The sequence below is a fragment of the Vibrio sp. R78045 genome (assembly GCF_042466085.1).
GTDB lineage: Bacteria > Pseudomonadota > Gammaproteobacteria > Enterobacterales > Vibrionaceae > Vibrio > Vibrio cyclitrophicus.
Map to the genome: position 1 here is coordinate 157414 of NZ_JAXHBS010000017.1, position 20978 is coordinate 178391.

23 protein-coding genes are annotated in these 20978 nt (G+C 44.2%); 8 read left to right on the forward strand and 15 right to left on the reverse strand.

Annotated features, from left to right (window positions below):
* Positions 1-32: 32 nt before the first annotated feature.
* From SJY39_RS20105 to SJY39_RS20115, 3 genes are read right to left on the reverse strand one after another with little or no spacing between them, the layout of a single operon-like run.
* Positions 33-1112, reverse strand: coding sequence for a glycosyltransferase family 4 protein (locus tag SJY39_RS20105; RefSeq protein ID WP_016789205.1), 1080 nt, complete (start codon positions 1110-1112; stop codon positions 33-35).
* Between the two features lie 10 nt (positions 1113-1122).
* Entirely contained in the window at positions 1123-1914 is a 792-nt protein-coding gene (locus SJY39_RS20110) for a glycosyltransferase family 2 protein (RefSeq protein WP_010433802.1), read from the reverse strand.
* Between the two features lie 9 nt (positions 1915-1923).
* A complete protein-coding gene (locus SJY39_RS20115) occupies positions 1924-2955 on the reverse strand; it encodes a CDP-glycerol--glycerophosphate glycerophosphotransferase (RefSeq protein WP_010433799.1) in 1032 nt (343 codons plus the stop codon).
* A 132-nt stretch (positions 2956-3087) separates the two neighbouring features.
* Between SJY39_RS20115 and waaA the strand changes: the two genes are divergently transcribed.
* Positions 3088-4350 carry a lipid IV(A) 3-deoxy-D-manno-octulosonic acid transferase gene (gene waaA / locus SJY39_RS20120; RefSeq protein WP_102467409.1) on the forward strand — a complete coding sequence of 421 codons (1263 nt, stop codon included), beginning with the start codon at positions 3088-3090 and terminating at the stop codon, positions 4348-4350.
* 56 nt (positions 4351-4406) lie between these two features.
* On the opposite strand, the gene SJY39_RS20125 is transcribed toward waaA, so the two are convergent.
* The gene (locus tag SJY39_RS20125) at positions 4407-5120 is read right to left on the reverse strand and encodes a 3-deoxy-D-manno-octulosonic acid kinase (RefSeq protein ID WP_016792882.1); all 714 of its coding nucleotides are present in this window, start codon (positions 5118-5120) and stop codon (positions 4407-4409) included.
* Between the two features lie 96 nt (positions 5121-5216).
* Between SJY39_RS20125 and SJY39_RS20130 the strand changes: the two genes are divergently transcribed.
* The 3 genes from SJY39_RS20130 (at position 5217) to SJY39_RS20140 (ending at position 7779) form a co-directional block, all read left to right on the forward strand.
* Positions 5217-6299, forward strand: coding sequence for a glycosyltransferase family 9 protein (locus tag SJY39_RS20130; RefSeq protein ID WP_016792612.1), 1083 nt, complete (start codon positions 5217-5219; stop codon positions 6297-6299).
* A 1-nt stretch (position 6300) separates the two neighbouring features.
* Positions 6301-6783, forward strand: a complete 483-nt coding sequence (coaD, locus tag SJY39_RS20135) for a pantetheine-phosphate adenylyltransferase (protein ID WP_010433787.1) — start codon at positions 6301-6303, stop codon at positions 6781-6783.
* A 243-nt stretch (positions 6784-7026) separates the two neighbouring features.
* Complete coding sequence (locus tag SJY39_RS20140) at positions 7027-7779, forward strand: glycosyltransferase family 25 protein (protein ID WP_016792613.1); 753 nt, start codon at positions 7027-7029, stop codon at positions 7777-7779.
* 134 nt (positions 7780-7913) lie between these two features.
* Here SJY39_RS20140 and SJY39_RS20145 read toward each other — a convergent pair whose 3' ends face one another.
* From SJY39_RS20145 to radC, 6 genes are all read right to left on the reverse strand, one after another.
* Positions 7914-8918 (reverse strand): NAD-dependent epimerase, encoded by a 1005-nt coding sequence (locus SJY39_RS20145; RefSeq protein ID WP_010433784.1) that lies wholly within the window; start codon positions 8916-8918, stop codon positions 7914-7916.
* Between the two features lie 91 nt (positions 8919-9009).
* A complete protein-coding gene (mutM, locus tag SJY39_RS20150; RefSeq protein ID WP_016792881.1) occupies positions 9010-9819 on the reverse strand; it encodes a bifunctional DNA-formamidopyrimidine glycosylase/DNA-(apurinic or apyrimidinic site) lyase in 810 nt (269 codons plus the stop codon).
* A gap of 2 nt (positions 9820-9821) precedes the next feature.
* Positions 9822-10370 carry a hypothetical protein gene (locus SJY39_RS20155; protein ID WP_016792880.1) on the reverse strand — a complete coding sequence of 183 codons (549 nt, stop codon included), beginning with the start codon at positions 10368-10370 and terminating at the stop codon, positions 9822-9824.
* A 328-nt stretch (positions 10371-10698) separates the two neighbouring features.
* On the reverse strand, positions 10699-10866 hold the full coding sequence (gene rpmG, locus SJY39_RS20160; protein WP_002535344.1) for a 50S ribosomal protein L33: 168 nt from the start codon (positions 10864-10866) through the stop codon (positions 10699-10701).
* A gap of 13 nt (positions 10867-10879) precedes the next feature.
* Complete coding sequence (rpmB, locus tag SJY39_RS20165) at positions 10880-11116, reverse strand: 50S ribosomal protein L28 (protein ID WP_004728407.1); 237 nt, start codon at positions 11114-11116, stop codon at positions 10880-10882.
* A gap of 292 nt (positions 11117-11408) precedes the next feature.
* The gene (gene radC, locus SJY39_RS20170) at positions 11409-12083 is read right to left on the reverse strand and encodes a DNA repair protein RadC (protein ID WP_010433741.1); all 675 of its coding nucleotides are present in this window, start codon (positions 12081-12083) and stop codon (positions 11409-11411) included.
* Between the two features lie 224 nt (positions 12084-12307).
* Here radC and coaBC point away from each other — a divergent pair, with 224 nt between their 5' ends.
* The 3 genes from coaBC (at position 12308) to SJY39_RS20185 (ending at position 15299) form a co-directional block, all read left to right on the forward strand.
* Positions 12308-13549 (forward strand): bifunctional phosphopantothenoylcysteine decarboxylase/phosphopantothenate--cysteine ligase CoaBC, encoded by a 1242-nt coding sequence (gene coaBC / locus SJY39_RS20175; RefSeq protein WP_016768951.1) that lies wholly within the window; start codon positions 12308-12310, stop codon positions 13547-13549.
* Between the two features lie 139 nt (positions 13550-13688).
* Positions 13689-14279, forward strand: coding sequence for a nucleoid occlusion factor SlmA (gene slmA / locus SJY39_RS20180; protein WP_016768952.1), 591 nt, complete (start codon positions 13689-13691; stop codon positions 14277-14279).
* A 39-nt stretch (positions 14280-14318) separates the two neighbouring features.
* Complete coding sequence (locus SJY39_RS20185) at positions 14319-15299, forward strand: Kdo(2)-lipid IV(A) acyltransferase (protein ID WP_016768953.1); 981 nt, start codon at positions 14319-14321, stop codon at positions 15297-15299.
* Positions 15300-15374: 75 nt separating this feature from the next.
* Here SJY39_RS20185 and pyrE read toward each other — a convergent pair whose 3' ends face one another.
* Together pyrE and rph are read right to left on the reverse strand one after the other, a co-directional pair.
* Positions 15375-16016, reverse strand: a complete 642-nt coding sequence (pyrE, locus tag SJY39_RS20190) for an orotate phosphoribosyltransferase (RefSeq protein ID WP_004735727.1) — start codon at positions 16014-16016, stop codon at positions 15375-15377.
* A gap of 231 nt (positions 16017-16247) precedes the next feature.
* Positions 16248-16964 (reverse strand): ribonuclease PH, encoded by a 717-nt coding sequence (gene rph, locus SJY39_RS20195; RefSeq protein WP_010433734.1) that lies wholly within the window; start codon positions 16962-16964, stop codon positions 16248-16250.
* A 333-nt stretch (positions 16965-17297) separates the two neighbouring features.
* On the opposite strand from rph, the gene SJY39_RS20200 reads away from it, so the two are divergent.
* Positions 17298-18164, forward strand: a complete 867-nt coding sequence (locus SJY39_RS20200; RefSeq protein ID WP_010433732.1) for a YicC/YloC family endoribonuclease — start codon at positions 17298-17300, stop codon at positions 18162-18164.
* A 322-nt stretch (positions 18165-18486) separates the two neighbouring features.
* Here SJY39_RS20200 and SJY39_RS20205 read toward each other — a convergent pair whose 3' ends face one another.
* From SJY39_RS20205 to SJY39_RS20215, 3 genes are all read right to left on the reverse strand, one after another.
* A complete protein-coding gene (locus SJY39_RS20205; protein WP_004735656.1) occupies positions 18487-18699 on the reverse strand; it encodes a cold-shock protein in 213 nt (70 codons plus the stop codon).
* A 311-nt stretch (positions 18700-19010) separates the two neighbouring features.
* Complete coding sequence (locus tag SJY39_RS20210) at positions 19011-19436, reverse strand: phosphate-starvation-inducible protein PsiE (protein WP_010433639.1); 426 nt, start codon at positions 19434-19436, stop codon at positions 19011-19013.
* Positions 19437-19606: 170 nt separating this feature from the next.
* Positions 19607-20977, reverse strand: a complete 1371-nt coding sequence (locus SJY39_RS20215; RefSeq protein WP_010433636.1) for an NCS2 family permease — start codon at positions 20975-20977, stop codon at positions 19607-19609.
* Position 20978: the final 1 nt, after the last annotated feature.

Here is a 20978-nt window from a genome sequence, read left to right on the forward strand (position 1 = left end):
ACTCAGAATTTTAAATTCAAATTAATTTCTAACTACCTGGCTAGTAGTTTCTCAAAAAACTCCAAATGCTTCTTCACTGTCACTCGTGAACTAAAGCTTTCATCTAGGCGCTTCTTAGCCGCTTCACTCATTGTTGTGCACTTTGCCTTATCTTGTGCGAGCTTGTCCATAGCCTCCCCTAACGCCTTGGCGTCACCAGTCGGGACAATATAACCAGTCTCGCCATCTACAACGAGTTCAGGAGCGCCACCGGTAGTTGTCACTACTGAGGTTGTGCCATTTGCCATCGCTTCGACAATCGTGCGTGGTAGCCCTTCTCCGCTAATCGATGGCTGAACTTGAAAATCAGCCATACACATGATTGAAGGGATGTCAGTACGATGACCAATGTAGTGAATGCGCTCACTCATAGGACTTGCTTTCATCTCATCAAAATGAGGCTCGTAGCCGCTGCCCGCTAAGATCAAATGGAAGTTCGGTGCAGTAATGTATTTGGTCGCCTCAAGTAAGATAGAGATGCCCTTACTTGGCCTTACGTGCGCTGCAGTAATCGCGACGACATCATCTTCATTCAAACCAAATTCAGAACGCTCGGTTGGTGGTACTTTATACCAATCCAATTCATGCCCTTTGTATATGGTAACAACGTTATCTTTGTTCTTCCAAACACGCTTCACCACATCTTGTCGAACCGCTTCAGAAACACAAACTATGCCATCTACACGAGGATGTAGCTGTGTTAGATAAGCACTTGGATCATGTCGATATAAACCTCCAGTAGTGCCTCGATAAACGACTAATTTAACCTTAAAGCCAATACAGGCAAACGCCGCATTAGGTATCGTTTTTGAGTTGAAAGCATAGCAGATGTCGTAATCATGCGTTTTCAGCTCGTGGCGAATCTTTTTAATGGTGTCAAAACAAACTTTACGCTTTGGGTAACCATCAACGACTCGAATACCGCACTCTTCTAGCTTTGATACATGCTCAGACTCACCTTGGGTCATGATAGTGACTTGGTGACCTTGACGCGCAAGCTCTATAAAAATCGCAGCTTCTGGACGCAAACTATTCCATGCATGTAAGTAAGATGCACAAACTAAAATCTTCATCTCTCGGTTCCTATTTGGCTTGGTCGTTTGAGCGGTCATCTGAGCGGTTTTCAAGAATCCACAAACCGACGTATTTATTGAAATTCACTTGAGCGTAAGTCATCGCCATAATGAAGCCGACACTGCCATCCATAAAGCCACGGCGAATGATATACACAAGGAAGAACGTCCATATTGCACGTAATAAAGCTAAAAATAAGCCGTGTGATTTCTTACCTTTGCGATGGTACTTTTGCGATCCAAGCCAAGCGTACTGCGCTGCTTTGTCTAAACCATGACCATAATCGCGATGGGTGTAATGAAGAAGAAACCCCTTCAGTACTCCTGTAGAGCCTTGCTCAGGAACGACGGTCTCGTGAACCTCGTCTAACGTATATCGAGAGCCTTCTCTCTTAAACAGTCTTAATACTGCACGAGCACTGCGGCCATGTTTTAGAGTCGTGCCATAAAGAGTCACTCCCCAAGGCAATTTGTACGCAGTGTGTTTGATTTGATCTTGTTTTAATAGTTCAACAAGAGCGTCGCTCATCTCTTTATCGAGAGCTTCGTCAGCATCAATTGATAGCACCCAATCACACGTCGCTTTATCTAGCGCTCGCTGTTTTTGCTTACCAAAGCCAGGCCAATCTGTGATTGTCACGTTATCTGTATATTTTTGGCATATTTCAACGGTTGCATCTGTTGAGCCACTGTCTAAAACAATCAGTTCATCGGCAATATCAACAACAGATTTAAGGCAAGTTTCAATTCGGTCTTCTTCATTCTTGGTAATAACAATGACAGACAGGGTATGTTTTCTCATTATTCAGCCCTAGAATTTCCAATAGTTTAATGATTTACGGATTTTAAAGTTACGAATCCAATTTTTTGGCTTGTTATCTTGCCAGCCGCTTTCTAGCACATCAGTAATAGCACTCAGAACTCTCGCTGAGGATTGCCCATCTAAATATGGTGTTATTGACGGGCCGTAATGAGCGATAGCGTTATCTCTTTCTTCATCAGGTAGCATTGCTTGCTTAATTGCTGACTCTAATTGCTCGGCTTGAGTAATGTTAATAAAGCTTGCTTGAGGGTCTCGATTATTTACAGTGACAACAGGCTTATTGAGCAACAAGAATTCCTGAAATATCGATGAGTTGTCACACACCATAACATCAGCACGATGTTGCATTTCAATCACTCGGTCATTATCGAAAAAGAGAAGGTTATCCCCTTCCAGTGCTTGATATTTCGCTCTCGTCTCTTGATTCATTTTCGGATGAAGAGTCACTAACCATTGCCACTGACTCAATTGACTGAGGCGCTTAAGCTCTTCATAAACCAACTCTGCACACGATAAGCTTGGCGAAAAAGTGGAAGCGAACAGAATTTGAGGTCTCTCATGACGGTTCTCACTAGCTTGATAATTAAACAAGCTATCGAGCTTCAGCCACCCGGTCTCTTTAACTTGAAAATAGCCGCGCTGCTTAGCTAGCGGCTCAAGCGAGCTTGTTCTTTCATGGCCTTCGGTGCAATACAAATCAAATAGACCACGTTCAGGGTATAAGTTCCCACGTTTGCTCTCGTTCAAACCATGAAATACTTGTACCTTTAACCCTGGAATAAACGCTGGAACACGATCACCGGGCACTAGAACGGCAGAAGGATTAAAGGCAATAGCTTCTGTCAAAGAGACGCTCTGCTCTTGATCCAGTAAAAGATGTTCAGAAGCGTCTTCACCAACAAGCAACCACTTAACCTCATGGCCGAGTTGCTTCGCGTAATCGTAGAATGGGCGAAGAATAGCAAATGAATAATTTTGCTCGACGTAGAGCAAGAAACGATAGGTTTGATCGGTTTGCATAAGCGATGAGATAAAATTCACCATGTCCGTTTAAAAGCGCAACTAAGCATTTAATTATAACGCTCTTTACTTTCGAGATTGAAGAAAATACTCTTCTGAATATTGATTTTACCTTCTGGTGTCACTGTTCTTATGCTTATACGACTTATCTATACTCTCATATTGTCATTAGCTTCTCCGCTACTGCTGTATGGGCTTTATAAGAGCAAACCTGGAAAGCCAAGTTTTGGTCAGCGTTGGAAAGAACATTTCGGGATCACACCGCAAACTCAAGGTAAGAATCCTATCTGGATTCACGCAGTATCGGTTGGTGAATCGATTGCCGCCGTACCGATCATCAAGCAACTGAAGCGACGCAATCCAAACCAAGCCATTATCGTTACCACGACAACCAGCACGGGTGCAGAGCAGATAGAAAAACTCGGTGATTTAGTCGAGCATCGCTACATGCCGATTGATTTTTCTTGGTGTATTCGAGGTTTTTTGAAGACTGTTCAGCCTAAACAGATGTTAATCATGGAAACCGAGTTATGGCCAAACACACTGCACTGCGTCGCGAAAGCTGGAATCCCCATTTCGGTACTCAACGCTCGCCTATCTGAACGCTCGTGCCAGCGTTATGCTAAATTCCAAGCCGTTTTTGATCTCTTAGCCAAAAATCTCTCTCAAGTACTTTGCCAATACCCAAGTGATGCTGAGCGTTTTATACGATTAGGGTTAGATAAAGCATCTGTGCATGTGACTGGGTCGATCAAGTTTGATATTGAAGTTTCAGCTGAACAAGTATCAAAAGGCAAAGCGTTACGTGAACAAATTGGCTTTGAACGCTGTGTGTGGATAGCAGCCAGCACTCATCAAGGCGAAGATGAAATTGTCTTAGACGCTCATAAACAGCTCCTTAAAGACAATCCGAATACCTTGCTGATGATTGTGCCTCGTCACCCAGAGAGATTTAACCAAGTGTCTGAGCTAGCTCAAGAGCACGGCTTCAAGACTATCACTCGAACGAGTCAGCAACCAATCACCTCTAATGTTGAAGTTTATATTGCGGATACGATGGGAGAAATGTTGGTATTACTCGGCGGATCTGATGTGTGCTTTATGGGAGGGAGCCTTGTGGGCGATAAGGTAGGTGGCCATAATCTTCTAGAGCCTGCGGCACTGCAGTTACCTTTACTCAATGGCCCTAGCTATTTTAACTTCAGCGAGATCACAGACAAACTGCTTGAAGCTCAAGCCGTCACTATTTGTCAAAATAGCCAAGATATCGCTGGCCAACTCCAACAACTGTTCAAACAATCAGAACTGCGTAAAACTAAAGGCTTAGCGGCTTATCAAGTGGTTGAACAGAATCGAGGGGCGTTGGATAAAACCTTGGTATACATTCTTAATTAATGACCATTCTTAGCTAATGGCCTTCTTAGCTAGTCACCACTCTTAACTAACAGCAACTAACCTTGGTAGCCTTGCAATAACAGTTCCCAATCCGGCTCTTGCCATTGAATCTGGCGCTTGTTCACTTCTTTTAAGAACGAGCGCTTTAAGCGATTCAAGTTGTCTTCTTTCCAGTCATCACCCGCTTGATGACCACACTTATCAAAGTCAATGATCCACACGTTTTGCGAGTCATCAAGCAAGATATTATGAATGTTGAGATCGGTATGATTAACCCCAGCATCGTGCATCTTGCGTACCTCTTGCCCAATTCGACGATAAATATCCGCATCTATCGGGCTATTGACCAAGACATCAACCAGATCTTTGGCATTGGGAATTCGTTCAGACATTAAGTCCGCTCGATAAAGTAGTCCGCTTTTAATGGCTCTAGCAGCAATGGGCTTCGGTACATTCACACCTGCGTTTGCCAATGCCTTGAGAACATTAAGCTCCATCGCACAGCGCGTGCTTTCCCAATCAGAGAAGCGATATTGGTCTTCGACGAGCTTCCCAAACAATCCGCCACGGCGATAATGGCGCAATGCGGCCTGTATTCCATCAAGCTGGATGAACCATGTGGTACCGCGTCCTTGAGCACTGCCTGAAATGGCGTCTTGTTGCTGCCAATATTCAGCCTCAAAGATCTGAGCGATATCGCCCTCTGGTACCTGAGCCAAAAGTTCAGGGTCGTACCAAATTGTTTGGTTCTTGGTGCTAATCGTTTCCATCTATGAGGCCTTTGGGTCGCTTTTCGTCATTGCTATTTTACAACTAATGCGAGTATCTGCATAATTCTGATGTTATTCACTTTTTTCGGGCACTTTATGTCACTGTTCTCAACTGCACCTCAATCTCTTTGCATACTTCGCCTCTCCGCGATTGGCGATGTTTGTCATGCTATTTCTGTGGTTCAAGCCATCCAGAAGCAGTGGCCTGAAACGAAAATCACTTGGATAACGGGCAAAATAGAAGCCATGCTGATCGGTGATCTACCCGGTATTGAGGTGATTGTTTTCGATAAGAAACAAGGCTTCAAAGGAATGCGTGAATTATGGCGTCAGCTATCTGATCGTAAATTTGATGCACTTCTGCATATGCAAGCCGCACTCAGAGCCAGCGTGCTATCTTGGGGGATAAAGGCGAAGTGCAAAGTGGGATTTGGCAAAAACCGTACTCGTGAAATGCAGTCACTCTTTACCAACCACCATCTACCTATTTCAGATAAGTTTCATGTGTTGGATAACTTTGCCGAATTTGCTCGCTACATTGGTGTCCCCTTCGATAAGCCTCAATGGGATATCCCTTTAACACCTGAAGATGAACAACTCGCAATTAGCACCATGGCAGACAAGCCGACCTTGGTTATCTCCCCAGCTGCAAGCAAAGATTCACGCAATTGGTTAACTGAGCGATATGCAGCTATTGCTGATTATGCTGTCGAACAAGGCATGCAAGTGGTGTTATGTGGTTCTCCGGCACCAAGAGAAGTTAACCTTGGTAGCGACATCGAAAAATTATGCCAGTCGCCAGTAACCAACTTGATTGGCAAAACGAACTTGAAGCAACTGACTGCCGTACTGAAACATGCAACGGTGGTATTGGCACCTGATACTGGCCCAGCCCACTTGGCAACTACGCAGTCAACGCCTGTAATCGGCTTGTACGCGCACAGCGATCCTCGTAGAACAGGACCTTACAACGATCTCGATATCGTAGTGAGTGTTTATCAACAGCACGTAGAAGCACAACAAGGTAAACCAGTCGCAGACCTTCCATGGGGAACCCGTGCTAAAGGCGATGATCTGATGAAAGACATCACACTCGATATGGTAAAGCAGCAACTCGATAAGGCCTTAAACTCTAGTAAAGCACTGAGTTCGAACACTACATTAAGCAAGGACAGCTAAAATGAGCACACACGTTATTTATCCAGGAACTTTTGATCCGGTGACCAATGGCCACCTTGATATCATTGTTCGTGCCGCTAGCATGTTTGACCATATCACTGTTGGAGTAGCAGCGAGCCCAAGTAAAAAAACCATGTTTGAATTAGATGAACGTGTAGAGTTGTTACGTGATGCGGTGTCTCACTTACCTAACGTGTCTGTTGAAGGATTTTCGGGGTTACTGGTCGATTTTGCTAAACAGCAGCAAGCGAATGTGTTGGTGCGAGGCCTAAGAACAACCATGGATTTTGAGTACGAGTTTGGACTCACCAGCATGTACAGAAAGCTACTTCCAGGCCTTGAAAGTGTATTTTTAACACCTTCAGAGGAGTATGCATTCCTCTCTTCGACAATAGTTCGGGAGGTGGCCATTCATGGTGGAGACATTAGCCAGTTTGTGCCACAAAAGGTGGCAGCCGAGATAAAGCTGAAGACAGCCAAGTAATTCTCTTTACCTACACCGAAAAAAAATAGCGCTCATTGAGCGCTATTTTTTGAGACAGATAAATTCATTTAGACCCCTAAATATTAGCTCTGACACTGCAGAACCGATGAATCAGATCATGCGAACCCCGAACACTCTTGAGGTTCGTCACAACCATAACCTCTAACAAAGCGAACAATCATTACAAAAAGCCAAACGAGTGATAACATAATTTCTTGTGAATAAATACATCAATATAGCTTTATGAAATCATACTGTATTACCTTAAAAGCAAACCATTGTAGGCAAAAATCAACAGCTAACGCCCTTAAGGATGCTCAGGTTGATTTTGAGTTTTTTATCGGAGTGGATGCACGAACCGATGAACATCCTCTACTAACAAGAATTCACGATAGAGCTTTTTTACACAATATGGGTAGACCGCATGCAATTGGGGAAGTGGGGTGTTATGCAAGCCATTATCTTATTTGGCAAAAATGCATAGAGTTAAATGAACCCATTTTAGTCTTCGAAGATCATGCCGATATTGATATCGATATATTTCGCAATACTTTGACTATCGCCGAGCAGCATATTGAGCAGTGTGGTTTTATTCGCTTACAAGACAGTAAGAATAGACTACATTATTCAGTTGATAAGTACGATACACAGCATCTTGTAAAGTATTTGAAAGTTCCTCAAGGAACCGCCTGCTATGCTATATCTCCCAAAGCGGCACAAGCTTTCATCGAACAAAGTTCAACTTTTAATTATCCAGTTGATGTATTCTTAAGGAATACTTGGATTCATAAGCACCCCATGTTTGGTGTTTCTTCTGCTGGATTACAGCGTAGTAAACGGCCGTCAATTATCGGTAGTCGTAAACATAAAGGTAGAAAAGACTATTCTGTCGCCTTTATGAAGATTGTGAACAAAATAAAGAGTATGGCACTTAATCTATCAACAAACCTTTATCACCTTGCAGTACTAGATAAAGAGTTCAGACCAAAATTCTAGGTCTAGGAAAAGTACACTCACATTAAATTGCCCCCTCTCTTTATGCTTATGTTTATACCTAAAAAGCAATCATGCGATTACCTATAAAAATAGCGCTCATTGAGCGCTATTTTTTATTCAAAGTTTATCAATTACTACAGCGAGTAATAGGCTTTATACCAATCCGCGAAAGCTTTCGCGCCTTCTTGGATCTTCACTTGAGGTTTATAGCCAACCGCTTCAAACAAATCTTCCGTATCAGCGTAAGTCGCGTACACATCACCAGGCTGCATTGGCATGAAGTTCTTTTTCGCTTCAACACCTAGAGCACCTTCTAATGCTTCGATGTAGTCCATTAATTTAACCGGGCTGCCATGACCGATGTTAAACACGCGATACGGAGCAGAACTGGTTGCTGGTGACCCTTGTTCAACTGTCCAATCTGGTTGCTTGGCTGGAATACGATCTTGAACACGAATAATACCTTCAACAATATCATCGATATAAGTGAAGTCACGCATCATGTCGCCGTTGTTATAAATGTCGATTTCTTTGCCCGCTACGATTAGATTCGCAAACTTGAACATCGCCATATCAGGGCGACTCCAAGGGCCGTAAACCGTAAAGAAGCGAAGACCTGTCGTTGGTACGTCGTATAAATGAGAATAGGTATGCGCCATCAACTCATTCGACTTCTTAGTCGCGGCGTACAGTGAAATCGGGTGATCAACACTGTCTGCTGTATGGAATGGCATTTTTTGATTCAAGCCATAAACGGAACTCGATGAAGCATAAACGAGGTGTTCAACCTTATTATGGCGACAGCCTTCAAGAATAGCTAAGTGACCGACAAGGTTGCTATCGGCATACGCCATTGGGTTATCAATTGAGTAACGAACGCCAGCTTGCGCTGCTAAATGAATCACACGGTCAAATTTTTGCTCAGCAAACAGCTTCGCCATGCCCTCTCTATCAGCAAGATCCAGCTCAATAAAGGTCAGATTTTCATGTTCGATACGTTTAAGGCGGTCATGCTTTAAAGAGACTTCGTAGTAGTCATTCAAGTTATCAATACCGACAACCTCATGGCCTGCTGCGCATAGTCGCTCTGACACTGCAGAGCCGATAAAACCGGCAACGCCAGTTACTAAATATTTCATTCTACTATTCTCAATTCATATCATTAATGTAATTGTAGCGACTAGCACTTATATCTACTAGCAGTAAAAAGTGAACGCGCGTTCAGTTTTTTTATACTTGGCACTCTTCGCAAAAAAACGTATTTCTTTGCCCTATTTTCAATTCTTGAATCAGAGCTTCACAGCTTGGGCACTTTTCACCCGCTTTCCCATACACTTGCAACTCTTGGGCGAAATACCCCGGCTTGCCATCTGCTTGCGCAAAATCTTTTAAAGTAGTGCCACCTTGTTTGATGGCAGTCGCAAGTACTTGTTTTATCTCTTTGGTTAGTAACATCCACTCTGCTTGAGTTATCTTGTTAGCAGGGCGAAGTGGATGAATTCGTGAAGAAAACAGCGCCTCATTAGCGTAGATGTTACCCACTCCTACCACTACTTTGTTGTCCATGATGAACTGTTTGACGGCAACTTTACGCTTTTCTGCTTTCTCGGCAATGTAATCTGCGTTGAAGTCATCGGTTAACGGCTCAGGACCAGAGCCAAGTAGTACAGTATGTATCTCATCAGGCGCCGACCATAGCCAAGCACCAAAACGACGCGGATCGTTGTAACGCAATATCTTGCCATTGGTTAGCTTAAGATCCACGTGATCGTGTTTTGCTGGCGGGAAATCTGCGTCTAACACGCGCAGTGAGCCAGACATACCAAGGTGAACAATGGCAGTACCGGTATCAGTTTCAATCAACAAGTACTTTGCGCGACGCGAGATAGAGCGAATCACCTGCCCTTCTAATGTCTTAAGTTCTTGAGGGATATCCCAACGCAGCTTGGGGGTACGAAAGGTAAGGGTTTTAATCGTCTCGCCAACTAAATGAGGCGAGATCCCCATGCGGCTTACTTCAACTTCGGGTAATTCAGGCATAGTTAGTCGTCCGATTTCATTGGTTTGTCTGATATAGACTGCTTGTTTGATGTAGATAGTTTGTCTGATTTAAAGGACTGGTCTGAGCCAAAGCTTGGAAACAAATAGTTCTCTTCAATAGACACTGCTAGCCACTGATCATTCCAGTTTTTTAACAACCAAAATTCAGGCAATTGATAATAAGTAATGCGCTGTGGCTCTTCTTGGTCTTGATACCACACTTCAATGGTGTGGGGTGTCTTTAGCTGAGGGGCAAGATCGGTATAAGTTTTTGAATCGACTTCAGTGCCCACAAGCTCTTGCCATCGCTGAGACAGCTCTTGTGCACTGGTGGTTTGAGGAAGTGTTGTGTCTTTAAATTGATAAATCCAATGACCATCCTCTTTCAAAACTGACCAATGAGCAAAGTGTAAAGCTTGAAGCTCAGCTGCTGGATTTAAAAGAGAGGGATAAGGACTGCTGACATTAACTTCAGGCTCGGGCTCGATAAGATACGCTTTGATCAAAGTGGGCAGGTTTAATACCCCAATAAAAGCGATCACGCTTAACATGAGTATGTTGTTCCACCGGCGTCCACGATATCTCATCTGATTCTGCTCATCTAACCTATTGAGTGTTCAGTATATCGTGAAAAAGGCGATACTTTCTATGTTGCGCTATTTTCTACCACATAAGCCCATCGGCAAGTGTAACGTCTTTACGGTAGGTGCCAAATTGAGCCAATGAAACTTACGCCTATCAAAAACACTGAGTCTTCTCGAAAAAGCTTAAGCCTCTCAAAATACTGGGGCGAATCAAATTTTGGGCATAAAAAAACCCAGCTATAAGCTGGGTTTTTAATTTATTCTTCTATAAAAGAAGAGACAAAGGGGCTATCAATTACTTGATTTTAGCTTCTTTGTACATAACGTGCTGGCGAACTACTGGATCAAACTTTTTGATCTCAAATTTGCCTGGCATGTTACGCTTGTTCTTGTCAGTTGTGTAGAAGTGACCAGTTCCAGCAGAAGATACTAGACGGATTTTCTCACGAATGCCTTTAGCCATTGCTTAATTCCTCTTAAACGTTTTCGCCACGTGCACGGATATCAACAAGAACAGCATCGATGCCTTTCTTATCAATAATACGCATGCCTTTAGCAGTTAGACGTAGTTTAACAAAACGTTTTTCGCTCTCTACCCAGAAACGGTGAGTTTGTAGGTTCGGCAGAAAACGACGCTTGGTAGCATTGCGTGCGTGTGAACGGTTGTTACCCGTTACTGGACGCTTACCAGTTACTTGACATACTCGGGACATGAATGTCTCTCCAAATCGTTTCAGCTCGATATCAACCTTGGTGGCCGAACCTCTCTATCAATTCTGAAAATAGAGGTAAAAACCACAATGGAAAATCCATTCAAGGCTATCAAAGGTCGCGTATTATACTAACTTGACATGCATTGCTCAAGACCCGAACAGATCCTTTTTAAGGATTTCGTGATCTTTTTTTGAGCACCGCAGCTATTTGAGTAATCAGAGCTGATTTAAGGTTCTAAAATGTGGGCGGAATAATAGCAGATTTAACGCAACTAACAACCTAAAATGTGATTCAAATCCATCCTCTCTCTGCAAAAGAGATAACTTCACCATCTCCAACCACAAAATGGTCGAGAATTCGGATGTCCACCAGCGCCAATGCATCGGTTAATCGGCGTGTAATTCGCCTGTCTGCTTGGCTTGGCTCCGCAACACCAGAAGGATGGTTGTGAGCCAAGATTAAGGCGGCGGCATTATGATGAAGTGCCCTTTTGACGACTTCTCTTGGGTAAACCGATGCTGCATCGATGGTTCCTTCAAACATGACTTCATCCTTTATTACCCGGTTTTGATTATCTAAGAACAATATATAGAAGGCTTCTCGCTGGCGATCGCGCAACATACTCGAAAGATACAACTTGGTATGATTCGGACTGGTCAACGCGTCCCCTCGAGATAATGTCTCTGCTAGGTAGCGTTGCGTCATCTCCAATACGGCCTGCAATTGGACGAACTTTGCCTGCCCCATTCCCTTATGAGCACAAAACTCGGCCTCCGTTGCTGAAAAAAGATGACGCAGCGAACCAAAATCTTTGATCAACTTGTCAGAAAGCTCTAGAACGTTCATTCCTTGCGTACCCGTTCGAAGAAATATCGCGAGCAGCTCTGCATCAGTCAAAGAGTCCGGCCCTCTATTGAGTAGCTTTTCTCTTGGCATAGACTCAGCAGGCATTTTACTTATAGGCATATAAAGCTAACTAGTTAGTCATGAACACAACGCATCAGCTTAATGAACTTATTGAGAGAGATCGTTTAATAAAGACCAAAGGAAACGAGTCGCTAGCAAAACCATGTAATTGATAAGTTTGATAACACCAACTTGATGAGCGTCAAATCTGTTCCAATTCTGCTTCTAGGCACTAATCCTTTGTTCTGATATCGTAAGTCCCAGAAAAATTAAGGAACAGAATCATGCAAACACTGGTTAATCAACAGAGCAGCGCTGACCAACAAGGCTTAGTTGGCAAAAAAATCCTACTTGGTATTAGTGGTGGTATCGCAGCTTATAAATGTGCCGAACTGACTCGCCGCTTAATTGAACGTGGAGCGCAGGTACAAGTCGTTATGACAAATGCGGCTAAGGAGTTCATCACTCCTCTCACCATGCAAGCTGTATCTGGAAGACCGGTGTCTGATAGTTTGCTTGATCCTGCTGCTGAAGCTTCGATGGGGCACATCGAACTCGCGAAATGGGCTGATTTAGTACTATTAGCGCCAGCAACGGCTGACCTTATTGCTCGCATGACGGCGGGCATGGGCAACGACTTGCTGACCACTCTGGTTTTGGCGACCGATGCGCCAGTTGCGGTATCCCCAGCAATGAACCAGCAAATGTACAGCCACCCGGCGACTCAAGAGAACATTGCCACGCTAAAACGTCGTGGTTGTGAAATCTGGGGCCCTGCTGCAGGCGAGCAAGCGTGTGGTGATGTCGGCATGGGTCGCATGCTAGAACCAATGCAACTCGTACACCGTTGTGAAGACTTCTTCCAACCTAAGCCGCTTGCTGGTCGCTCTGTATTGATAACGGCGGGGCCAACTCGTGAAGCCATCGATCCTGTGCGTTACATTACCAATCACAGCTCTGGCAAGATGGGCTATGCACTGGCTGAAGCAGCTGCTAAACAAGGCGCAACAGTCACTCTAGTCAGCGGCCCGGTATCACTAGCAACGCCAAACAAAGTTAATCGTATCGATGTCGACAGCGCTCAGCAGATGTTTGATGCGGTTACAACAAACGCTTCTCAACACGATATATTCATTAGCTGTGCTGCAGTGGCTGACTATCGTCCACAGTCCATTGCAGACCAAAAGCTTAAAAAGGTCGATGGTAAAGACGACATGACAATTCAAATGGTTAAGAACCCAGACATTGTCGCTTCCGTTGCCTCAATGACCGAAGGTCGTCCCTTTACCGTAGGCTTTGCTGCTGAAACTCAAGATGTAGAGAAATACGCTCGCGGAAAGCTCGAAAGAAAGAACCTTGATATGATTTGTGCCAATGACGTTTCTGTCGAAGGCCAAGGCTTCAATAGCAGTAGCAATGAATTGCACCTTTACTGGAAAGGCGGCGATAAATCTCTACCACTGGAGAGCAAAGACACGCTAGGTTTCCAGATCCTCGATCAGATCCAACAGCTTATTGATGCATAAACGCACAGATTTGCTCTGACAATCTGCTGACACCTCTCGATTCTGTTGACCTAGGGCTCACAAAACTAGGAAACAGAATTGAATGGTGTTTATAATCTTTCTTCACTCAATCCTCATCTTTAGGAAAGGAAGTAAATAGATGGCTGGTACTCGAAAATCAAACCGTCGTGAAGAAATCCTACAAGCTCTCGCACAAATGTTGGAATCGACCGAAGGTGCTTCTCGTATCACAACGGTAAAGTTGGCTAAGCAAGTCGGCGTATCTGAAGCTGCGTTATACCGCCACTTCCCAAGCAAAGCCCGCATGTTTGAAGGCTTGATCGAGTTTATAGAAGAAGCGTTGATGTCTCGAATCAACCGCATTCTCGATGAAGAGAAAGACACTCTTGAGCGTATCCGCTTAGTGATGCAACTGATCTTAGTCTTCTCTGAGCGCAACCCAGGCTTAACTCGTATTTTATCGGGTCATGCCCTAATGTTTGAGAATGAGCGTCTTCGTGAACGAATTAATCAGCTTTTCGAACGTATTGAGACTCAACTTCGCCAAATTCTTCGCGAAAGAAAGCTTCGTGAAGGAAAATCGTTCCCAGTTGATGAGAAAATCTTAGCGGCTCAGTTGCTAGGTCAAGTTGAAGGCAGCCTGAATCGATTTGTACGTTCTGACTTCAAATATCAACCGACAGAAAACTTTGATGCTTATTGGGCACTGCTAAGCGCTCAGATTAAGTAGCAATCAAATTAAGTAGCAATCAAATCTTAAGTGATGGTTATGACGACGAAAACTTCTTCAGCAAACGGCACGGCACAACACGTGATTACTAAGCCGCCTTTTACTCTAGCTCTACTTCACCCTAAATATTGGGGTGTATGGTTTGGCTTCGGGTTATTAGCGCTTATCGTCAATGTCCTTCCTTACCGACTACTATTAATATTAGGTCGATCGTTGGGAACTCTCGGGGCTCGTTATGGCAAGAAACGAGTGGCTGTGGCGACACGCAATTTAGAATTAGCATTTCCCGATAAGCCAGCGGATGAAGTCGCTGCAATGGTCAGTGAAAACTTCAAAAATACGGGTATGGCACTGATCGAAACCGGCATTACGTGGTTTTGGCCAACTTGGCGTTTCAAAAGAATCCTAGTGGATAAAGACACCCAAATGCTGCGTGCTCACAAAGCCAACGGCAAAGGTGTTTTGTTGTGCTGTGTGCATGCCTTGAACTTAGAGATCACTGCGCGAGCAATGGCTGTTCTAGGTATTTCAGGTTTAGGTGTTTACCGCCCACACAACAATCCGGCTTATGAGTTCATTCAATACCGTGGTCGTACTCAGAATGGCAATCGCCTGATTCACCGTAAAGATGTGAAACGCATGATTCGAATCCTGCGTCAGGGGGAGATCCTTTTCTACCTGCCAGATCATGATTACGGCCGTAACAAGTCTGTGTTTGTCCCTTTCTTTGCTGTAGAAGATGCATGTACCACAATAGGCACCAGTATTTTGGCTTACACCAGCCGATGCGCCCTTGTTCCAGGGTCTGGTTTTAGAAATGCCGACGGCAAGTATGAAATCATGGCCGATGAATCAATCGAAGATAACTATCCTCAGAAAGATGAGAAAGCGGCGGCCGCTTATCTAAATCGCTATCTTGAGAAGATTATTTTGCGAGCACCAGAGCAATGGATGTGGCTGCACAAGCGCTTCAAAACGATGGAAGATCCCGAAGTGGAGCGCGGCATTCGTTATAAATAATATACTGAACCAAAAGAAAAGGGGCTGATGAATCATCAGCCCCTTGTGCATTCTATAGTCTAATTACGAGTAGTATTAGATTCCGTATTGAGCGCGGTACGCTTTTACAGATTCTAGGTGCGCTGCGTCGGTGCCTTTCTCTTCAAGGAAAGTCACCAGATCAGTCAGGCTAACGATTGAGATAATCGCACAACCGAAGTCACGCTCTACTTCTTGAATCGCAGACAGCTCGCCTTTGCCTTTCTCTTGACGGTCAATAGCAACCAGAACACCCGCTAAGTCAGCGCCGTTTGCTTGGATGATTTCCATCGACTCACGAATCGCTGTACCTGCAGTGATCACGTCATCCACTAGCATGATGCGACCTTCAAGTTCGCTACCCACTAGGTTGCCACCTTCACCGTGATTCTTCGCTTCTTTACGGTTGAAGCAGTAAGGCGTGTCTACATCATGGTGATCAGCCAAAGCAACTGCTGTTGTCGTTGCAATTGGGATACCCTTGTATGCAGGGCCAAATAGTACATCGAACTCAATGCCTGAATCTGCCAATGCTGCTGCGTAGAAGCGACCTAAACGCGCTAAGTCACGACCTGTATTAAACAATCCAGCATTGAAGAAGTAAGGGCTCTTACGGCCAGACTTTAAAGTAAACTCACCAAACTTAAGTACTTCTTTCTCTAGTGCAAATTCAATAAATTCACGTTGATATGCTTTCATGCTCATCCTCTAAATTAATTTACTTTCCAATTCCTAACTTCCGATCACTTCGAAAGCTAACGATGATGTATTTTCTAAATAGATAGCTCTACAACAAGGCAGCAAAGTTTTTCAGCCCTATGAGCATAGGGAACCTATGTGATTAGGGTGAAAAATTGTAGCTAACACAGGTGTGGAGTTATCTATGACGAAAATAAAAAAATAGCCCCCGATGTGGGAGCTATCTAAAAACTATTCTGCTAACGCCGACTTCTGCGCTTCGACGATATCGGCAATGCCCTTGTTCGCCAGGGCTAAAAGCTGCATCAGCTCTTCGTGACTGAACGGTTCGCCTTCTGCGGTGCCTTGAATCTCAATCATCTTACCGTCTTCCGTCATTACAACGTTCATGTCGGTATCAGCTGCTGAGTCTTCAACGTACTCAAGGTCACACAGTGCTTGTGCACCAACGATGCCCACTGAAACTGCCGCTACGTGGCCTTTCATTGGGTTCTTTTTCAGTTTACCGCTTGCTAATAAGCTGTTGATAGCATCAGCCATCGCAACGCTTGCACCTGAGATAGAAGCAGTACGTGTACCGCCGTCTGCTTGGATAACATCACAATCGACAGTGATCATAATTTCACCCAGTACTTTCAGGTCAACAACAGCACGTAGGCTACGAGCGATCAGACGTTGGATTTCCATCGTACGACCACCTTGCTTGCCGCTCGCCGCTTCACGACGGTTACGAGTGTGCGTTGCACGTGGAAGCATACCGTATTCAGCGGTTACCCAACCCTTTCCTTGGCCTTTTAACCAACGCGGTACGTTTTCTTCTACCGTCGCATTACATAGAACTTTGGTGTTGCCGAACTCAACTAATACAGAACCTTCAGCATAAGCTGTGTAGTTACGAGTAATTTTAATTGGACGAATTTGATCTACAGCGCGGTCATTTGGACGCATTGGTATCTACCTTATTAACAGTCTGAAGTGATTGACTATCGAAAGAGTGCATCACCTAAGAAAGGGGTGAGACAGTTTTGATTGGGGCAAGATTATATAGCAGTTTACCTTTCAAATCTATTTACTGTTCGAAGCTATTGGTTATTAGGAGCTATTAGTCATTAAACGCTATTGCTCATTAAAAGCGATTGGCCATTAAAAGCTAATCTCCATGAAAGGGGGAGTTATCGCAAAGGCTATCGATAGTGAAAAGCGACAGGCTTCGGGAGTACACCATATCGTGATACTATTCGTGCGCGTTATTTTCAGAATGATAAAAGACAGGAAAATTCGATGATTTATAGTATGACCGCGTACGCGCGTAAAGAAGTAAAAGGCGATTGGGGTACAGCAGTATGGGAAATCCGTAGTGTAAACCAACGCTACCTAGAAACTTACTTCCGTATGCCTGAACAGTTCCGTGGTTTAGAACCAATCTTACGTGAGCGTTTCCGTAAGCGTCTAGCGCGCGGTAAGGTTGAATGTAACCTACGCTTTGAGGCAAACCCAGCGGCAAAAGGTGAGCTAAGTATCAACGAAGGTTTGGCTCAGCAAGTCATTAATGCCGCTAACCAAGTTATGACCATGACAGGTGAAAACAGCCGTTTGAACCCATTCCAAGTCATGAACTGGCCTGGCGTGATGGAAACGCCAGAGCAAGATATGGATGCCATCAACAAAGACCTGCTAGAAGCATTCAACGATGCGATTGCAGAGTTCATTGATGCTCGTGCTCGTGAAGGTGAAAACATGAAGGCGCTCATCGTTCAGCGCTTGGATGCGATCACTGAAGAAGTAGCGAAAGTTCGTGCACGCATGCCTGAGATCCTAGAATGGCAACGTGAGCGTCTACTTAACAAATTTGAAGAAGCTAAAGTTGAGCTTGAAGGTTCTCGCGTTGAACAAGAGCTTATCCTGCTAGCACAGAAGTCAGACGTCGCAGAAGAGCTAGACCGCCTAGACTCTCACGTGAAAGAAGCCAATGCAGTATTGAAGAAAGGTGGCGCTTGTGGCCGTAAGCTTGACTTCATGATGCAAGAGTTCAACCGTGAATCAAACACGCTAGCGTCTAAGTCGATCAGCACAGACATCACAGCATCGGGCGTAGAGCTTAAGGTTCTTATCGAACAGATGCGTGAGCAGATCCAGAACATTGAATAACAGTTTGTCAGTAATACGCTGTGAATAGCCATTAGCTGAATCAGTGTTGATTAACTAACAGTGTTAATTAGATCAAGATAAGCTCCTAATTTTAGGGGCTTTTTTTATGGATAAAATAATGCCAATCAGGATGACTAAGTGAGCAGATTATTACGCAGGAGATTTGTTTGGAGCAAGAGATAGAGATAGATAAAACAGAGAAGCGGATGTAACAAAGGATTTTAGAATATTTTGAGGGGGTATTACAGATGGAACTAGAGGGGAAAGATTTAAGGGAGAAAGTGACGCAAGTTGCTAATGCAACCTGCGCCGACTTAAAATCTTATAGAGCTACAACGTTTGCAGCTTGAAGACCTTTTTGGCCTTGCTCTACTTCGAAAGACACTTGTTGGCCTTCTTTAAGAGTCTTGAAACCTTCAGATGCGATAGCACGGAAGTGAACGAATACGTCAGCGCCGCCGTTATCTTGAGTTAGGAAACCGAAACCTTTCTCTTCGTTAAACCATTTTACTACGCCGTTTGTTTTGTTAGACATGATGTGTCCCTTATATAAAAATAAAAAATTAATCGCCAAAAGTGCGATGCGCTGAAAGCTTGAATTATTTAATGTATCTATGAAGCCAAGGGAAACACTGAGAATAACAATGAAGCAATACTAAGGGTTTTACTTTACAACTGGATGTTTCATTTAATAACTCTGAAAACAGAGCGAGGCCATTCTTGGTGATCTAGGCCCGGTTGTAAAGCTTTATTTGAAAATAATTGATGTTTTTTTGTTCGGTTGGCTTTAATTCAAGCTCAGCTAGGTCGCCGGGCTTGATTTGTAAGATTTTGATCTCAAAAAATTTACTCGTCTGGCTGCTTAGTTCTGAGATCGACATATGGCCAGTAATGGTGACCAACTCGAATCAACAGAGTTGCTGCAGCTAAGATAAATGCCGCTAAAGATAACCAAACAATCAGTACCGCATCCAACTCTTTCATACCCAAGGTGATGTAACGTGCTATCGCCATCATCGCGATATAGATAGGGTATCGCACTGGGATCTTACCGTTCATCACGAACTGCTGAACCATGGCTAGCACTTCTAAGTAGATAAACATCAGCAGAATGTCGGTCAGTTGTACTCGACGTTCAGCAAAGACGTGCATGAACTCTTCCATCATGGCAAACAGTGTCGCCAGTGTGATCGCCACTAATAGAACGGCTTCAAGAATGTGGAAAACCTTAAGGAAAGGCTTACTAAAAGACTTAGGTAAGTGAGAAGACATAGTCACTCTTCAAAAATAATTAATCCAACCTCTACAATAGCATGCATCAATATAAGTCGCGCATTCTAAGAGATAACAGATACAAAAATGGCCCCACTTTCACTGCAGAGCCATCTATTGGTTTGTTACTTAGCGACTGTTGCTTAACAAACGTTACTTGGCTATTAAGCTTATAGCAGGATTAGGTAAGTTAAGAACACCACACACAGTCCGTAGATAAGCGGGTGTACTTCTTTACGCTTACCTGCCACAACCATGGTGAATGCGTAGCTGATGAAACCCATCGCCATACCATTGGCAGGAGAGAAGCTGAGTACGGTGAACATGATGGTGAAGAAAGCTGCAATACGTGACTCTTTCTTTTCCCAGTTAATCTGACCAAGACGACCCACCATGTAGATGCCCACTACAACCATCGCAGGCGCAACCATTGCCGCCGAGAAGATAGAGAAAAGTGGGTATAGGAAAAGCGAGATTAAGAACAGACCCGCCACCATGACTGCTGCCAAGCCCGTTTTTGCACCTTGAGAAGAAGCAATACCCGATTCAGAGAAAGCAGTAATCGATGTGGTACCTAGAATTGAACCAATCACTGTACCGCCCGCATCGGCGACTAACGCTGATTTTGCGTTTGGTACCTTGCCGTCTTTGTCAATGATACCTGCATCGCGGCCCACACCAACAATTGTGCTCAAGCCATCAAAGAAATCGACAATCAGGAAAATAAGGACGATGAACAAGAGGTCAAACATTTTCTCTGGCGTAAAAGCAGAGAAATCAAAAATAGCACCGAAGCTACCTGCCATGCTTGGTGGCATAGCAATGAACTGTTCTGGGATTGGTGCATTTGAAGTGCCCATGAAGACATCAGCAAGAATGGTCAGTGCAATAGCAGAAACGAACGAGATAAAGGTTGCTAACTTAATATCACGAACCATACAGCCTAATGCAATGAAGATGCTCACATAAGCGATGATCACTTTCGGATCGGAAATGTCACCTAAGCCAACCAAGACGAACGGGTTAGAAACAATGATGCCCGCATTCTTGAGGCCTAAGAAAGCAATGAACAGTCCGAGAGACACGGTAATCGCCAACTTCAAATCTTCAGGAATCGACTCAATCATCGATTTACGGATATTGGTCAATGAGAACGCGAGGTAAAGGATACCCGATAGGAAGATGCCAAACAGCGCTTCATTCCAAAGCACCGCAACAGAGCCACTTAATAATAAGCCTTTGAAGAAGCCGTTCATGCTCATGCCTGGTGCAAGCATGACTGGGTAGTTGCCCCAAATGCCCATAATAAGCGTTGCGATAGCGGCAGACAGAGCGGTTGCTGTAAATACTGCCCCTTTGTCCATACCTGGGATATCCCCCAAAATCGCTGGGTTAACCGCCAGAATGTAGCTCATCGCTAAGAAAGTAATAAAACCCGCGTACAGCTCTGTGCCAATCGTGGTTTTTCTTTCAGTGATTTTAAACATCGAATCAAGCGAGCCAGAGGTGTTCTGGGCTTTCAGGGTGGAATCGGTACTCACA

Bases quoted from the DNA above. Each gene is read 5' to 3' on its own strand.
- SJY39_RS20130 (WP_016792612.1), top strand. From the start codon at position 5,217: ATGTCACTGTTCTCAACTGCACCTCAATCTCTTTGCATACTTCGCCTC.
- slmA (WP_016768952.1), top strand. From the start codon at position 13,689: ATGGCTGGTACTCGAAAATCAAACCGTCGTGAAGAAATCCTACAAGCT.
- radC (WP_010433741.1), bottom strand. From the start codon at position 12,083: ATGCCTATAAGTAAAATGCCTGCTGAGTCTATGCCAAGAGAAAAGCTA.
- SJY39_RS20105 (WP_016789205.1), bottom strand. From the start codon at position 1,112: ATGAAGATTTTAGTTTGTGCATCTTACTTACATGCATGGAATAGTTTG.
- coaD (WP_010433787.1), top strand. From the start codon at position 6,301: ATGAGCACACACGTTATTTATCCAGGAACTTTTGATCCGGTGACCAAT.
- SJY39_RS20200 (WP_010433732.1), top strand. From the start codon at position 17,298: ATGATTTATAGTATGACCGCGTACGCGCGTAAAGAAGTAAAAGGCGAT.
- SJY39_RS20125 (WP_016792882.1), bottom strand. From the start codon at position 5,120: ATGGAAACGATTAGCACCAAGAACCAAACAATTTGGTACGACCCTGAA.
- SJY39_RS20185 (WP_016768953.1), top strand. From the start codon at position 14,319: ATGACGACGAAAACTTCTTCAGCAAACGGCACGGCACAACACGTGATT.
- waaA (WP_102467409.1), top strand. From the start codon at position 3,088: ATGCTTATACGACTTATCTATACTCTCATATTGTCATTAGCTTCTCCG.
- SJY39_RS20110 (WP_010433802.1), bottom strand. From the start codon at position 1,914: ATGAGAAAACATACCCTGTCTGTCATTGTTATTACCAAGAATGAAGAA.
- SJY39_RS20155 (WP_016792880.1), bottom strand. From the start codon at position 10,370: ATGTTAAGCGTGATCGCTTTTATTGGGGTATTAAACCTGCCCACTTTG.
- SJY39_RS20115 (WP_010433799.1), bottom strand. From the start codon at position 2,955: ATGCAAACCGATCAAACCTATCGTTTCTTGCTCTACGTCGAGCAAAAT.
- rpmG (WP_002535344.1), bottom strand. From the start codon at position 10,866: ATGGCTAAAGGCATTCGTGAGAAAATCCGTCTAGTATCTTCTGCTGGA.
- SJY39_RS20210 (WP_010433639.1), bottom strand. From the start codon at position 19,436: ATGTCTTCTCACTTACCTAAGTCTTTTAGTAAGCCTTTCCTTAAGGTT.
- coaBC (WP_016768951.1), top strand. From the start codon at position 12,308: ATGCAAACACTGGTTAATCAACAGAGCAGCGCTGACCAACAAGGCTTA.
- mutM (WP_016792881.1), bottom strand. From the start codon at position 9,819: ATGCCTGAATTACCCGAAGTTGAAGTAAGCCGCATGGGGATCTCGCCT.
- SJY39_RS20140 (WP_016792613.1), top strand. From the start codon at position 7,027: ATGAAATCATACTGTATTACCTTAAAAGCAAACCATTGTAGGCAAAAA.
- SJY39_RS20145 (WP_010433784.1), bottom strand. From the start codon at position 8,918: ATGAAATATTTAGTAACTGGCGTTGCCGGTTTTATCGGCTCTGCAGTG.
- rph (WP_010433734.1), bottom strand. From the start codon at position 16,964: ATGCGTCCAAATGACCGCGCTGTAGATCAAATTCGTCCAATTAAAATT.
- pyrE (WP_004735727.1), bottom strand. From the start codon at position 16,016: ATGAAAGCATATCAACGTGAATTTATTGAATTTGCACTAGAGAAAGAA.
- SJY39_RS20205 (WP_004735656.1), bottom strand. From the start codon at position 18,699: ATGTCTAACAAAACAAACGGCGTAGTAAAATGGTTTAACGAAGAGAAA.
- rpmB (WP_004728407.1), bottom strand. From the start codon at position 11,116: ATGTCCCGAGTATGTCAAGTAACTGGTAAGCGTCCAGTAACGGGTAAC.